The following is a 14682-nucleotide window of genomic DNA, read 5'->3' on the forward strand; positions in this document are numbered from 1 at the left end:
ATCATCGGCGAAGCCTCTTCCCAAAAAGCACGATTCGGGGAATTCTGCATGTGCAGCTGGGGGGCTGCTTCTGACCCACAGGTCGCTCGCAGGCAAGTGTTCAAAAGGAACCACGGGCCTGATATCGAAAGCAGGCCACGGTTCAGGGAAATGCATGATGAGGGACCGGGCCAGGCGGTAAAGGGGCACCGCTGAACTGCGCAAGCAGGGTTCAAAAGTTTCGTCACGAGGACGCCCGGGCTCGCAAGATTCCGGGCGTTTTCGCGTGGCAAGCTGTCAGACGGTGAGCGCTTCATCCAGTACGCGGGAAAAGCAGGCGATAACCACCCGCTCCACACCGGCGCGCTTCAACGCGGAGACGCACGCATCGCTGGTGGCGCCGCTCGTCAGCACGTCGTCCACCAGCACGACGCTGGCACCCTTCAGGCAAACCTTCCGTCGCGGATTTGCCCTTATGGCGCCCGAAAGCACCCGCTTGCGCGCCAGTTTGCCGAGGCTCCCCAGCGAGGGGGTCCGCTTGTGCCGTTCGAGCCCATCGACGCAGAGCCTCGCCCCCGTTCCCCGCGCGATCTGACGGGCCAGCTCCGCGGCCTGGTTGTAGCCGCGCTTCCATAACCGCCAGCGGTGCAATGGCACGGGCACCAGCAGCCACCCCTCTCCGATGTGCGGCAGTTTTGGAAGCATCAGCCCCGCCATCAGAGGTGCAAGCGCGATGCGATTGCCATGCTTGAAGGCAAGCACGAGCTTGCGCGAAGGCTCATTGTACAACGTGGCAGCCGCGATGCCGCTGTGGCGGGGAGGAACAGCGAGGCAGGGCGCGCAGGTTCCTCCTGCAGGCAGGGCGTCTCCGAAAGGCCGCTGGCATCGGTCGCAGGATGGCTCGCCGGGAATGACGAGCGTGCTCCAGCACTCCATGCACAGCCCGGAAGCCGAACCGATCGCCGCCCCGCAAAGCGGGCAGCGCGGCGGAAAGACGAAGTCTATCAAAGGGGCAAGCACGTGTCGCAACGCCATTGCGTGACGCTAACCGCGACCCTTTCCCAGGCAAGCGATTGTCAGCACCATTGCAAGGATTTCACTGAAACGGCAGGGATGATCGCATGGAAAACAAGGTTCCCCCCCGCATCTTCTCCCCGTCCCGCCGCAGCGCGCTCCGCCGCCGCATGTTGGCGCTGCAGCAGCAGCCCGACGCACCGCGATACCTGATCGACGACATGGTCGAGGATGTGCTGGACAGGCTTTCCTTCCTCCGTTTCGAACCCCGGACAGCCCTCGTCATCGGAGACTATTCCGGCACTCTGGCCCCTTCATTGGGAGCTCTTGGCGTCAGCGTCGCCGAAGCGGAACCCGCTTTCGGTTTCGAGGAAGAGAAGCCCTGGCCGTTCGAGCAGGTGGATCTTATCGCCAGTCTGGGCACGCTGGACACGCTTAACGACCTTCCAGGAGCGCTGGTCCACGCCCGCAAGGCGCTGGCGCCCGGGGGCATGTTGATCGCGAGCTTCCTGTCATCGGGCACGCTTCCGACCACCCGGGAGGTCATGCTGGCGGCCGACGGTGAGCGCCCCGCCCCCCGCCTCCATCCAATGGTGGACGTGCGCTCCGGGGCGCAGCTTCTGCAAAGAACGCTCTACGCCGACCCGGTGGTCGACCAGCGGCCCGTCAACGTGGCGTTTCGCAGCTTCGCGCGGCTCGTTGCGGATCTCCGTGCCCAGGGCATCTCGAACGTGCTGGCCGATCCTGGACCGCCCCTCGGAAAGTCGGCACTCGAAAGGGCAAAGCGCGCTTTCGCCGAAGCCGGAGAGGACGGCCGCACAGCAGAGCGTTTCGAAATACTGACACTGTCAGGCTGGAAGCGCTGAATCGTATCCCGTGCGTCCACGCTCAAGGACGGGAAAGCCGGCGACCTTCCCGTCCCCTTCACCTCGTCAGGCCAGCGCGGCCTGCGCTGCCGCCAGTCGAGCGATCGGCACGCGGTATGGCGAGGCCGACACATAGTCCAGGCCGACCTTCTCGCAAAAGGCGATTGACGCCGGATCGCCGCCATGTTCGCCGCAGATGCCCAGCTTGAGGTCCGCGTAAGTGGCGCGGCCACGCTCGGCACCGAGCTGCACGAGTTGGCCGACACCTTCGACGTCAAGGCTGACGAACGGATCGCGCGGATAGATGCCCTTTTCAACATAGGGGCTCAGGAACCGCGCAGCATCATCGCGCGACACGCCGAGCGTCGTCTGAGTGAGGTCATTCGTACCGAAGGAGAAGAACTTCGCCTCCTCCGCGATCTCGCCGGCCATCAGCGCAGCGCGTGGCAGCTCGATCATCGTGCCGACCAGATACTCGAGAGTACGGCCTTTCTCGGCGAAGACCTTGGCAGCCGTCTCGTCGACGAGCTTTCTGAGGATCTGCAGCTCCCGCTTCGTAGCGACGAGCGGGATCATCACTTCCGGCACGATGGCTTCGCCTGAAGCCGCCGCCACATCACAGGCCGCCTCGAAGATGGCACGCGCCTGAATTTCGTAGATTTCAGGGAACGTGATGCCTAGGCGGCAACCGCGATGACCCAGCATGGGATTGAATTCGTGCAACTCGTCCGCTCGGCGCTTGAGGGTTTCCACCCCGATGCCGATGGCTTGCGACAGTTCGGCGAATTCGGAATCGCTGTGCGGCAGGAATTCATGGAGCGGCGGATCAAGAAGGCGGATGGTAACGGGCAGACCCGCCATGACTTCGAAGATGGCCTGGAAGTCGGCACGCTGTTCGGGAAGGAGCTTCGCCAAAGCCGCGCGGCGCCCACGCTCGTCCTCGGCAAGGATCATCTGGCGCACGGCCGAGATGCGGCTTGCGTCAAAGAACATGTGCTCGGTGCGGCAAAGGCCGATGCCTTCCGCGCCGAACTGCCGCGCCATCCTGCAATCGGCAGGAGTCTCGGCGTTGGTGCGCACCTTCATACGCCGGTGCTTGTCCGCCCATTCCATGAGGGTCGCGAAATCGCCGGCGAGTTCCGGCTCGATCGTGGGAACTTCCCCTGCCATGATGTCACCGGTCGCGCCATCGAGGGTGATGAGATCGCCCTCTTTCAGATCACGGTTGCCCATGCGCAGCGTGCGGGTCTTCATATCGATGGACAAGCCCGATGCGCCAGAGACGCAAGGCCTGCCCATGCCGCGCGCCACCACGGCCGCGTGACTGGTCATGCCGCCGCGCGCGGTCAGGATGCCCTTGGCCGCGTGCATGCCGTGGATGTCCTCGGGCGACGTTTCGACGCGGACCAGAACGACGGCTTCACCTCTCTCGGCACGCTTCTCTGCCGTGTCGGCGTCCAGGACGATCGCACCAGAGGCCGCACCCGGCGAGGCCGGAAGACCCTTGCCCAGAATGTCGCGGGCTGCCTTCGGGTCTAGCGTGGGGTGCAGGAGCTGGTCGAGCGCCATCGGATCGACGCGCTTGATCGCAGTGGCCTCGTCGATCAGGCCTTCTTCGACCATGTCGACGGCCATCTTGAGCGCCGCCTTCGCGGTGCGCTTGCCGGAACGGGTCTGCAGCATCCACAGCTTGTTCTGCTGCACCGTGAACTCGATGTCCTGCATGTCGCGGTAGTGCTTCTCGAGCAGCTCGAACACGGCCGCCAGCTCTGCGTAGGCCTGAGGCATCGCCTCTTCCATCGAAAGCGGCTTGGCGCCCGCGCGCTCACGGGCGGCCTTGGTGAGGTACTGCGGGGTGCGGATGCCGGCCACGACGTCCTCGCCCTGCGCGTTCACAAGCCATTCGCCGTAGTACGCCTTTTCACCCGTCGCCGGGTCGCGAGTGAACGCCACGCCGGTTGCCGACGTGTCGCCCATGTTGCCGAAGACCATGGCCTGCACGTTCACGGCCGTCCCCCAATCCCCCGGGATGCCGTTCAGGCGGCGGTAGACCTTGGCACGATCGGAATCCCAGGAATCGAAGACCGCCTGGATAGCGCCCCAGAGCTGCTCTTGCGGATCCTGCGGGAAAGCGCGACCAAGCTCCTTCTCGACGATGCCTTTGTATTCGGAAACGATCTTGCGCCAGTCGCTGGCGGTCATCTCGACATCGTTGAGGTAGCCGCTGTCCTCCTTGGCGATCTCCAGCGCTTCCTCGAACAGGTGATGCTCGACCCCCAGAACCACGTCGGAGTACATCTGGATGAACCGGCGATAGCTGTCCCAGGCGAAGCGATCGTCCCCGGAGGTCTTGGCAAGGCCTTCGACGGTGGTGTCGTTCAGACCAAGGTTGAGGACGGTGTCCATCATTCCCGGCATCGAGACCCGGGCGCCCGAACGTACCGAGACCAGCAGCGGATCGGCCTCGTCGCCGAACGTCTTGCCGACGGTCCGTTCGATGTGAGTCAGCGCCTCTGCCACTTCCCGGCGCAGTTCCTCCGAAAAGTCTCCCCCCTCGGCGAGGTACTTAACGCACTGCTCGGTCGTGATCGTAAAGCCGGGCGGAACAGGCAAGCCTATGTCGGCCATTTCGGCAAGGTTAGCGCCCTTGCCGCCAGTGATCACCTTGTCCTTCGCACGCGGATCATCGTGCTTCACGCCACCGCCGAACGTATAGACCTGCCTAGTCATTCTTCGCTAACTCTCCGGATTTTGCGCAAGGACGCAGATCGTGGGGAAACCCTCCTACCCCTCGATCCGCGAGAAATCCGCCACGTTGTGCACTGCAGCACGAAAGCGATCAAGCAGCGCAAGACGTGACGTCCGTTTGGTGCGGTTCGTGTCATTGACCGTCACATGATCGAAGAACCCGTCGATCGGTGCCCGCAAGGAAGCAAGCGCCGTCATTGCGCCTGCGAAATCCTCTGCTGCAACCGCAGCAGACGCTTCAGGTTCCGCACGGTCGAGCGCCTCCAGAAGATTTTTCTCTGCAGGTTCTAGCTCATAGCCCTCGCCCCGCGCGGCAGCGTGACGGTCCGCCATCTTTTCGGCGATCGCAGCGGCCAGGTCGGGATCCTCGACAAGGACAAGAGGATCTTCCTCTCCGGTCTGCGCAATCTCGGATTCCAGCCCCTGCCAATCTTCCTTTTTCAGGATGTTGGCCGCCCGCTTGTAGCCTGCAAGCAGATTGCGACCATCCTCCGTCGCCACGAAGGCCTGAAGCGCCTGCACACGCGCAAGCAGGCGAACAAGATCATCTTCACAGCCCAGCGCAAACACGGCGTCGATGAGATCGTGCCGGATGCCCGCTTCCTTCTGCTGCACCTTCAGGCGGTCGGCAAAGAAGTCGAGGAGTTCGCCCTCGGCAACACCGAAGCGCAGGTTGTTCTCGGTGATCAGGCGAATGATGGCCAGAGCCGCACGGCGCAGGGCAAAGGGGTCCTTCGAACCGGTCGGCTTCTCGTCGATTGCGAAGAAGCTGCGCAGGGTATCCAGCTTGTCCGCCAGCGAGACCGCAACGGTCACCGGCGCCGTCGGCACCTCGTCGCCCTGTCCCACCGGCTTGTAATGATCGCGAATGGCGTCGGCCACGGCGGCCGGCAGGCCTTCAGCCCGGGCGTAGTATCCGCCCATCAGGCCTTGCAATTCCGGGAACTCACCCACCATTTCGGTAACGAGGTCGGCCTTGCATAGCTCCGCCGCCTGCCGTGCGAGCACCGGGTCACAGTTGGGAACGATGCCTTCACTTGCCAACCATTCGGCGAGCTTTGCGACACGCCCGACCTTGTCTGCCACCGTGCCGAGCTTCTCGTGGAAGGTGATCCGCTCCAGCTTCGAGGCCTGATTGGCAAGCGCAATCTTCTTGTCCTGTTCCCAGAAGAAGCGGGCATCGGACAGGCGTGCAGCCAGAACCTTGCGGTTGCCGGCAACGATGCCTTCGCCCCCGTCGATAGCATCGATGTTCGCGGTGCAGACGAAAGCGTTGGCGAGGCTGCCCGTGGTCGTCTCGCACACGAAGTACTTCTGGTTCACGCGCGCGGTGAGCTGGATCACTTCCGGCGGAACCTCGAGGAACGCTTCGTCGAAGCGGCCGAGCAGCGGTACCGGCCATTCGGTAAGGCCGGCGTTCTCCACGACGAGCCCCTCGTCTTCCACCAGCGTGAGGCCGGCGGCGGCGGCGACGTTACGCGCCTCGTCGCGGATCAGATCCTGGCGCTCCACGTGATCGACGATGACATGGCAGGCTGATAGCTTGCGCGCGTAGTCGTGTGCGCCGCCGATCGTGATTTCGCCCGGAGCGTGGAAGCGGTGCCCCCTGGTCGCGTAGGCTGAACTGATTCCGCCGACTTCGCACTCGACAAGATCCTCACCGAAAATGGCGACAATCCCGGAAAGCGGCCGGACCCAGCGCAGTGATTCCGTCGTGATGGATGCAGCGCCCCAGCGCTGCGACTTAGGCCAAGGGAAAGCGCGCACGATGGCCGGGATCGCTTCCGCGAGGACGTCCTTGACGGCGCGGCCGGGCTTCTCGATGACAGCGAAGTATGTGGCCTTGCCTTTGAGGTCGCGGACCTCGAGCTGCTCCTTCGCCAGCCCGGTCTTGCGCAGGAAGCCTTCCAGCGCCTGCTCGGGGGCGCTTGTGGCCGGTCCCTTCGTCTCCTCTCGAACGGCCTCGGTGGTCTCCGGCAGATCGTTGGCGATCAACGCAAGGCGGCGTGGGGTCGACCACACGGTGATCTGACCAAGTGCGATACCCGCCGCTTCCATTTCCTTGCGGAACAGCTTCTCCAGGTCAGCACGGGCGCCGGCCTGCATGCGGGCCGGTATTTCCTCGCTGCGCAGTTCAAGAAGGAAGTCGGTCATACGGTCCACCCCGGGAACTTGGCTTCCCATTGTTCCTTGTTCACGTCGATCCACGCCTGGCACGATCCCTTGGCGAGGTCGCGCACGCGGGCCATGTAGCTGGCACGCTCCTGGACAGAGATGACGCCCCGCGCCTGGAGCAGGTTGAACAGATGCGAAGCCTCGATCGCCTGGTCGTAAGCCGCCAGGGGAATCTGCGCGTCGATGCAGCGCATGCATTCGGCCTCGGCGGCCTTGAAGCCGGCGAACAGCGAATCCGTGTCGGCAATCTCGAAGTTGTATTTTGACTGCTGTTGTTCGTTGGCAAGGAAGACGTCGCCGTAGGTGACGCCTTCGTTGTTGAACCTGAGATCGTAGACCCAGTCCACGCCCTGGATGTACATCGCAAGACGCTCAAGGCCGTACGTCAGTTCGCCCGCCACGGGCTTGCAGTCGAAACCGCCGACCTGTTGGAAGTAAGTGAACTGCGTCACTTCCATGCCGTCGCACCAGACTTCCCAGCCCAGCCCCCAGGCGCCCAGCGTGGGGCTCTCCCAGTCGTCCTCGACGAAGCGGATGTCGTGCGCCAGAGGATCGACGCCGATCTCGGCAAGCGACTGAAGGTAGAGCTCTTGGAGGTTCTCCGGGTTCGGCTTCAGGATAACCTGGTACTGGTAGTAATGCTGCAGCCGGTTGGGATTCTCGCCGTAGCGCCCATCCGTGGGGCGGCGGGAGGGCTGCACGTAGGCCGCCTTCCACGGTTCGGGACCAAGCGCCCGCAGTGTGGTGGCGGGGTGGAAAGTGCCCGCCCCCATGCGCATGTCGTAAGGCTGCAGGATGAGGCAGCCCTGCGCGCTCCAGAAGTTGTGGAGCGTCAGGATCATGTCCTGGAAGCTGAGCGGCTGTTTGGCGGCGGTCATCAGGGTTCCGTCGTTTATGCGAATGGCCGGCCTTTGGCGGATCAGGCCCGTCAAATCAACTCGCATCACGAGATGCCCAATCTTCCCCGCCCAGAGATTTTCGATGACGCAGACGGAGGAAACCCTCAAAGGCGATTCCATGATCCGCTCGATGACCCGCGTCCGCACCCTCCTCGGCTCCGCCCTGCTGGCAATCACCGCTCTTGGCGCGTCGAGCGTACTGGCAAGGGAGAGTACGTCGCCCGAGACGGTCCGCCCTGCCCTCTGGAAAGTCGCCGACGACGACACCACGATCTGGCTGTTCGGCACGATCCATGTCCTTCCCGAACCGGTGGCGTGGAACCAGGGTGTCGTGGCCAGGGCCCTGGCGACGTCGGAGGAACTCGTCACGGAAATCGCCATGGACGCGGCTGCGCAGCCGCAGGACGCGATTCTGGGCAAGAGTCGGCGCGCGGACGGCCGCACTCTCCGGGACACCCTGTCGCAAGAGCAGCGCCAGACCTATGAGGCAGCCCTGGCCAAGCTTGGCCTGCCGCTCGCGACGTTCGACGATAACGACGCCTGGTTCGCGGCGCTCATGCTGACGCTCATCCCGCTCAAGGCGTCAGGTTACAGCACCGATTCCGGCATCGACCAGCAGGTCGCCGCGCAGGCGAAGGTGCGCCAACTGCCGAACGTGGCGCTTGAGACCGCGGAGTTTCAGATCGACCTGTTCGACACCCTGCCGGAAGAAACACAGCAGAGCTATCTTGTCGAAGTGGCCCGTTCGCTCCCCACCGTGAAAGCGGATGTGGACGACATGGTCGCCGCCTGGAAGGCCGGTGACGCCGAGCATCTTGCCCGGCTGATCAACGAGGACGAGAGCGATCCGATCGTGCGCAAGGTCCTGATCACCGACCGCAACGCGAATTGGGCCGGGTGGCTAAAGGCGCGGCTCGCGAAACCGGGCAGCGTCTTTGTCGCGGTAGGCGCCGGTCATCTCGCCGGACCTGGCAGCGTGCAGGATCAGCTTGCCGCCGCCGGGATAGTCTCGACGCGGGTCCAGTGAACCATGCGTCGCCGCGCCGTCACTCTGCTCTGCATCCTTGCGCTGTCGGCCTGTTCACAGGCACCACAGGAGGCCAACCCCGCGCTGTGGCATGTCACCGACGAAAATGGCCACGAAGGGTGGCTGTTCGGCACCATCCACACGTCTGACCGCCCCCTTCGTTGGCGCTCCGCGACCGTGGCTGCAGCTCTTGAAGACGCGGAGACGATCATGGTGGAGGTGGGAAATCTCGCCGACGAGGCCAAGGTCGCGGCGACGTTCACGCAGCTGGCGCGGAGCGAAGGAGAGCCTCCTCTTTCTCAAAGGATAGCGCCGGCCGAGCGACCTGCCCTTGCGTCCCTGCTTGACGCTGCCGGCTATGGCGACGGCGACTTCGCGGCCATGGACACCTGGGCCGCCGCGCTGACGCTTGCCCGTGGCGGCAGCGACGAGGCAGATGCGCGCAACGGCGTGGATCGCGCGGTGGTTGCGGCCGCCGGCAAGCGACCGGTCATCGAACTGGAGGGCGCCGCCGCGCAACTCGCCCTGTTTGACGCGCTCCCCGAGAAGGAGCAGCGCGATCTGCTGGGTGCAGTTGTCACTGAGGCGGCAACGCCGGACCGCGACCTGGCAGCCAGTTGGCGCGACGGCGACATGGCGGCCATCGAGAAGGAAACGCGATCCGGCCTTCTTGCTGACCCGGAACTGCGGGCCGTGCTGTTCACGGGTCGCAACCGGGCGTGGACTGCCAGGATTGCTACAGTGATCCGGGCGGGACAGCGACCTTTCGTGGCCGTCGGAGCGGCTCACATGGCCGGAAGGGACGGGCTACCTGCCATGCTGAAGGCTCAGGGGCTTACTGTAACGCGTATGCAGTAGAGCTGCCCGATGCGCGCCAGCATAGCCAGCCGCGGCTTGCCATTTCACCAATCTGCGGGTATGGGCCGCGCCTTCTCGTCATGGTCATCCCTGGAGGCGTGGCGAGACGGTGCGTTCCGAATAAGCGGAAGGTGCCGCATCCTAATCCAGTTTTGAAAGGCAAGTCCTATGAGCGATACGCTTAACCTGCCGGCCGAGACGCGCGAACGGGCTGGCAAGGGAGCCTCCCGTGCCCTGCGTCGTACCGGTCGCGTGCCCGCCGTCATCTATGGCGGCAACGAAGAGCCCCTGGCGATCCACGTCGAGGAAAAGGAGCTGGTCCGTCAGCTCATGACCGGCCACTTCTTCAACTCCATCGTCGAAGTTGAAGTGGGCGGCAAGAAGCTCCGCACGCAGCCGAAGGACGTAGCCTTCCACCCCGTCACCGACCGTCCGCTCCACGCCGACTTCCTGCGGGTGGCCCAGGGCGCGACCGTGCACGTGAACGTGCCGGTGGTCTTCGCCAACGAAGAGCTTTCGCCGGGTCTCAAGCGCGGCGGCGTGCTCAACATCGTGCGCCACGACCTTGAACTGGTCTGCGACGCCGAAAAGATCCCGCACGAGATCACCATCGACGTGACCGGCTTCGACGTGGGCGAATCGATCCACATCAGCCACGTAAAGCTGCCGTCGGGCGTGGAAAGCGCGATCACCGATCGCGACTTCACCATCGCGACGATCGCCGCTCCTTCGGCTCTGCGTAGCGAAGAAGGCGACACGACCAAGGTTGAAGGCGAGTAAGCCTTCCTTCGCGGTTCAGGACAGGTCCTTCCCGCTTGCGGGGAGGGCCTTTCTTTTTGCCGATTTACCCCTGCGGAAGAAGTGCCGCTCAAGGCCCGCCACGCGGGAGGTGGCGCATCCGCGTTAACTGATCGAAAGGGCACACATGGCGACGCAGCTCTGGGTCGGCCTGGGCAACCCCGGTCCGCAGTATGCCTTCAACCGCCACAACGTCGGGTTCATGGCCGTCGATGCCATTGCCGAGATCCACGGCTTCGGTCCGGTGCAGAAGAAGTTCCAGGGTTGGCTGCAGGAAGGCCGGATCGGGACCAACAAGATCCTCCTGCTGAAACCGGCCACGTTCATGAACGAAAGCGGCCGATCAGTCGGCGAAGCCATGCGCTTCTACAAGCTGGAGCTGAACGCCCTCACCGTCTTTCACGATGAGCTCGATCTTGCCCCCTTCAAGGTCAAGGTGAAGCAAGGCCGCGGCCACGCGGGTCACAACGGGCTGCGTTCGATCGATCAGCACCTCGGCGCCGATTTCCGGCGGGTTCGGTTGGGCATAGGGCACCCCGGCCACAAGGATCGCGTAACCGGCCATGTTCTCGGCAATTACACCAAGGCCGAACTCGACCCGCTTGCCGACATGCTGGGCGCCGTGGCGGGGGAAGCGGACCGACTGAGTGCGGGCGACGATACGCGGTTCATGAGCGACGTGGCCTTGCGCCAACAGGCTTGAAGTGTCGAAACCGCTTACAAGTTAGCCACCCAGTGCAGGTCGAGAACACCAGAAGCGGCTGAAATCTGCCTTTGGCACGACACTTGCTTTGATGCTGGTAAGCTAACACGGGTAACTAGGGGTAGACTGATGATCCGGAAGACCATGCTTGCGCTGTCGGTGGCAGCAGGCGCCACTGTCGCAATAAGTGCACCCGCGCATGCGACCTGGGGTTCGTACCACAAGCACTACTGCAACTGCGGTCACTCGGCCGGCAAGAAGCAGTGCGGCAGCTCGTCCACGAGCAGCTCCACCTCGGGCGGCACCACCACGACGTCCACCTCGGGTGGCAGCACCACGTCCACCTCGGGCGGCACCACCACGTCCACCTCGGGCGGCACCACCACGTCCACCTCGGGCGGTAGCACCTCCACTTCCGGCGGCACCACCTCGACCTCGTCCGGTGGTTCGACCTCCACCTCTTCGGGCGGCACGAAGGTGCCCGAGCCCGGCATGCTGGGCATGCTGGGTGCCGGCCTTATCGGCCTCGCCTACGCACGTCGTCGCAAGGGCCGGCGCTAAGGCGATCAGGCCCGGCATTCCTACGGCGCCGGGCTTTTTTCCTGAACACGCTCCAGAAAAGCTTCCGGTCCTTCAACGGCCGGGAGCTTTTGCCTTCCGCAGTTCGCGGGCGATGGCGTCGTTGCCGGGGTCGAGGATGGCTGCAGCTTCAAGCAGCCGCTGCGCTTCGGCGCGATCACGATCGTTTGAAAGGCGCAAGGCGCCCGCTACGTACAGGTAGTTCGGATTGTTTCTGTTCAGGGCGACGGCACGATCGGCATGCGCGATCGCCGCTTCGACCTCGCCAAGACCATCGTAGGCGAGCGCCAGCCGCTTCAGCACTTCCGCGTCGGGGCCCCGCTTCAGAAGCTGCTGGTAGACGGATATAGCCTCTCGCCAGCGCCGCGTGTACAAGGCGCCCTCTCCCTTCTCGATCAAGGCCATCGTTTCGCGCACGCGTGCCGGCGCCAGCCGCATCTGCAGCCCGGCGGCCTCGGGAGCGCCTGCCGCCCGCGCCGCTTGCACCGCGGGCTCCAGAACGTCCGGCCGCGCAAGTGTGCTTCGCGCCAGCGGCGCAAGAGTCTCCCAAGAGGATGCGGCATCGCCGGCCGCAAGCTGCGCCCGTCCCAGCATCAGCTGCGCATAGAGGTTGTGCGGGAAGTGAAGGACCGCGCGCCGGAAGATCGCTCGCGCCTGCTCCGCATGGCCGAGATGCAGCAAGGCCTCGCCGTACGTCATCGCCAGTGTCGAGCCGGGTATGAGGTCTGCTTCACGGCCTTGCAGCGCGAGACGGATCGTCTCCCATTCGCCTTTTTGAGACAGGAACTGGATGCGCATCGCTTCCACTTCCGCATCGCCGGGCGCGAACCGCGCGGCCTGTTGCACGAGGTCAAACGCCTCATCCAGCCGGCCCATGGCATCATACTGATTGGCGAGGGCCAGCATGGGTCCAAGCCTGTTGGGGAAAGCGTCAACCGCGGCGCGATAGGCCGCAGCGGCTTCCTTTTCCCGCCCCTGAGCCGCGTCAAGGTCACCTCCCAACACCATCGTCTCGAACGATCTCGGCGCCATTCGCCGCATCCGCAGCAGCACGCGAGCCGCGCCGGCGAGATCCTCCTCCAGCAGAAGAAAGCGCGCATGGGAGGCGGCCAGGCGGATGTTGGGATGCGATGCCATACCCCGCTCGTAAGCGAGCCGGGCGGCCTCCTTGTCGCCAAGCGCAAGCTGCGCCTCTGCCCTCACTTTCCAGCTTTCGGCATCGTCGGCATCGCCGACAAGCTCCAGCGCGCGTGCCGGCTCCTGCCTCAGCAACGCGGCCTCAGCCTTCATGCGTGCCGTGTTCCCATACCCCGCCCGCTCAAGGCGCGCTATGGCAGCTTCTGCGGACACTGCGTCCCCTAGCCGCAAGTGCGTGTCCGCCAGGAGCGCGAGGACCTTCGCGTCCTCCGGCCGCTGGCGTAACGCAACCGACAACCTGACGCGGGCTTCCTGATAGTTTTCGGCCGCGAAATTGCGTTGCGCCTCTGCAAACGCCGCCTCCGGGCTCTCGCCGCACGCTGCCAGGGTCAGAATCGCCGTAAACGGCAGAAGAGTGCGGGCGATGGACTTCATCTCTCCCACGCCTTAGCCCGAAGAACTGAAATTTTCGTCAACCGGCTTTCGCCCGCCTATGGGCTATCGGCAAACTGGTAAAGTCGCGCGCAGGGGGCTATGGGCCCGCAACACACATGTTTCGGAGTTTTAAATGGGTTTTCGTTGCGGGATCGTGGGCCTTCCCAATGTCGGCAAGTCGACCTTGTTCAACGCGCTGACCGAGACGCAGGCAGCGCAGGCCGCGAACTATCCGTTCTGCACGATCGAGCCCAATGTCGGTCAGGTCGGCGTGCCCGATCCGCGTCTGGACACGCTTGCCGCCATCGCCGGTTCAGCCAAGATCATCCCCACCCAGCTTTCTTTCGTGGACATCGCGGGCCTCGTCCGTGGTGCCTCCAAGGGTGAAGGCCTGGGCAACCAGTTTCTCGGCAACATTCGCGAGGTGGATGCGATCATTCACGTCCTGCGTTGCTTCGAGAACGACGACATCCAGCACGTCGACAACCGGGTAGACCCCATCGCCGATGCGGAGACGGTAGAAACAGAACTCCTCCTGTCCGACCTCGAAAGCCTCGAAAAGCGTGTCCCGGCGGCTCAGAAGAAGGCCACCGGTGGGGACAAGGAAGCCAGGATCACCGCTTCCGTGCTGGGTCAGGCGCTGGAACTGCTGCGCGCCGGCAAGCCCGCTCGACTTACCCAACCGAAGGACGACGAAGAAGCCCGTGTGTTCAGTCAGGCACAGCTGCTGACCGCAAAGCCCGTGCTGTACGTGTGCAATGTCGAGGAAGAAGCCGCGGCCGAGGGTAACGCTTTCTCCGCACGCGTCTTTGAAAAGGCCGCCGCCGAAGGCGCCAGTGCCGTGATCGTCTCTGCCGCCATCGAGGCGGAACTGACCGGCATGGAGCCGGAGGATCGCCTGGTATTCCTGGAGGAGATGGGCCTTGCCGAAGCGGGTCTGGCTCGAATCATCCGTGCCGGATATCAGCTTCTCGACCTTCTGACCTTCTTCACCGTAGGGCCGAAAGAGGCCCGCGCCTGGACGGTTCACAAGGGCGCAAAGGCTCCCGAAGCCGCTGGTGAGATACATTCCGACATGCAGCGCGGCTTCATCCGGGCTGAGACGATCGCCTACGACGATTTCGTCGCCTGCAACGGCGAAGCCGGCGCCAAGGAAGCCGGCAAGCTTCGCCAGGAGGGCAAGGAATACGTCGTCAGCGATGGCGACGTGATGCACTTCAAGTTCAACGTCTGAACGGCAAGCGCCCCGGCTGGCAAGGCCGGGGCGGCCTTATTTGCGACGGTTTGCAAGCACTAACGTCCGGCTTGCACGTATCGTGCTGGGAGGCGAACAGAGGAGTTGACCCTGATGGTCGATGAATCTCCGCCAGGCTTGACAACACAGTCTCTCGCAGGCTCACCTGCATCCGCTCCAGGCGTTTACCATTCCGGTTTGGAGCAGGCCCCTGTCCATCCGATCAAGCG

12 protein-coding genes are annotated in these 14682 nt (G+C 64.1%); 7 read left to right on the forward strand and 5 right to left on the reverse strand.

The window, feature by feature from the left end:
- Positions 1 to 276: 276 nt before the first annotated feature.
- On the reverse strand, positions 277 to 1014 hold the full coding sequence (locus QOL62_RS04730) for a ComF family protein (RefSeq protein WP_283405377.1): 738 nt from the start codon (positions 1012 to 1014) through the stop codon (positions 277 to 279).
- Between the two features lie 86 nt (positions 1015 to 1100).
- On the opposite strand from QOL62_RS04730, the gene QOL62_RS04735 reads away from it, so the two are divergent.
- Complete coding sequence (locus tag QOL62_RS04735) at positions 1101 to 1859, forward strand: class I SAM-dependent methyltransferase (protein WP_283405378.1); 759 nt, start codon at positions 1101 to 1103, stop codon at positions 1857 to 1859.
- A 66-nt stretch (positions 1860 to 1925) separates the two neighbouring features.
- On the opposite strand, the gene ppdK is transcribed toward QOL62_RS04735, so the two are convergent.
- Genes ppdK through QOL62_RS04750 form a run of 3 tightly spaced genes read right to left on the reverse strand, consistent with a single transcriptional unit; the run spans position 1926 to position 7660 of the window.
- Positions 1926 to 4589 (reverse strand): pyruvate, phosphate dikinase, encoded by a 2664-nt coding sequence (gene ppdK, locus QOL62_RS04740; RefSeq protein WP_283405379.1) that lies wholly within the window; start codon positions 4587 to 4589, stop codon positions 1926 to 1928.
- A gap of 54 nt (positions 4590 to 4643) precedes the next feature.
- A complete protein-coding gene (gene glyS / locus QOL62_RS04745; RefSeq protein WP_283405380.1) occupies positions 4644 to 6761 on the reverse strand; it encodes a glycine--tRNA ligase subunit beta in 2118 nt (705 codons plus the stop codon).
- Positions 6758 to 7660, reverse strand: coding sequence for a glycine--tRNA ligase subunit alpha (locus tag QOL62_RS04750; RefSeq protein WP_283405381.1), 903 nt, complete (start codon positions 7658 to 7660; stop codon positions 6758 to 6760). Before QOL62_RS04750 ends, glyS begins: the two co-directional genes overlap by 4 nt.
- A 103-nt stretch (positions 7661 to 7763) precedes the next feature.
- On the opposite strand from QOL62_RS04750, the gene QOL62_RS04755 reads away from it, so the two are divergent.
- The 5 genes from QOL62_RS04755 to QOL62_RS04775 all read left to right on the forward strand — a co-directional run bounded on the left by QOL62_RS04755 (position 7764) and on the right by QOL62_RS04775 (position 11628).
- Positions 7764 to 8708 (forward strand): TraB/GumN family protein, encoded by a 945-nt coding sequence (locus tag QOL62_RS04755; RefSeq protein ID WP_283405382.1) that lies wholly within the window; start codon positions 7764 to 7766, stop codon positions 8706 to 8708.
- A 3-nt stretch (positions 8709 to 8711) separates the two neighbouring features.
- The gene (locus QOL62_RS04760) at positions 8712 to 9566 is read left to right on the forward strand and encodes a TraB/GumN family protein (protein WP_283405383.1); all 855 of its coding nucleotides are present in this window, start codon (positions 8712 to 8714) and stop codon (positions 9564 to 9566) included.
- Between the two features lie 168 nt (positions 9567 to 9734).
- Positions 9735 to 10346: a 50S ribosomal protein L25/general stress protein Ctc gene (locus QOL62_RS04765; RefSeq protein WP_103729811.1), complete on the forward strand. Its 612-nt coding sequence runs from the start codon at positions 9735 to 9737 to the stop codon at positions 10344 to 10346.
- A gap of 145 nt (positions 10347 to 10491) precedes the next feature.
- Positions 10492 to 11067, forward strand: a complete 576-nt coding sequence (gene pth, locus QOL62_RS04770) for an aminoacyl-tRNA hydrolase (protein WP_283405384.1) — start codon at positions 10492 to 10494, stop codon at positions 11065 to 11067.
- 129 nt (positions 11068 to 11196) lie between these two features.
- A complete protein-coding gene (locus QOL62_RS04775) occupies positions 11197 to 11628 on the forward strand; it encodes a PEP-CTERM sorting domain-containing protein (RefSeq protein ID WP_283405385.1) in 432 nt (143 codons plus the stop codon).
- A gap of 72 nt (positions 11629 to 11700) precedes the next feature.
- On the opposite strand, the gene QOL62_RS04780 is transcribed toward QOL62_RS04775, so the two are convergent.
- Positions 11701 to 13218 (reverse strand): tetratricopeptide repeat protein, encoded by a 1518-nt coding sequence (locus QOL62_RS04780; protein WP_283405386.1) that lies wholly within the window; start codon positions 13216 to 13218, stop codon positions 11701 to 11703.
- A 133-nt stretch (positions 13219 to 13351) separates the two neighbouring features.
- Between QOL62_RS04780 and ychF the strand changes: the two genes are divergently transcribed.
- On the forward strand, positions 13352 to 14452 hold the full coding sequence (gene ychF / locus QOL62_RS04785) for a redox-regulated ATPase YchF (RefSeq protein WP_103729815.1): 1101 nt from the start codon (positions 13352 to 13354) through the stop codon (positions 14450 to 14452).
- Positions 14453 to 14682 lie beyond the last annotated feature (230 nt).

Origin of the sequence: Novosphingobium panipatense, from assembly GCF_900182875.1 — a bacterium.
In the GTDB taxonomy this organism is placed as follows: Bacteria; Pseudomonadota; Alphaproteobacteria; order Sphingomonadales; family Sphingomonadaceae; genus Novosphingobium; species Novosphingobium panipatense.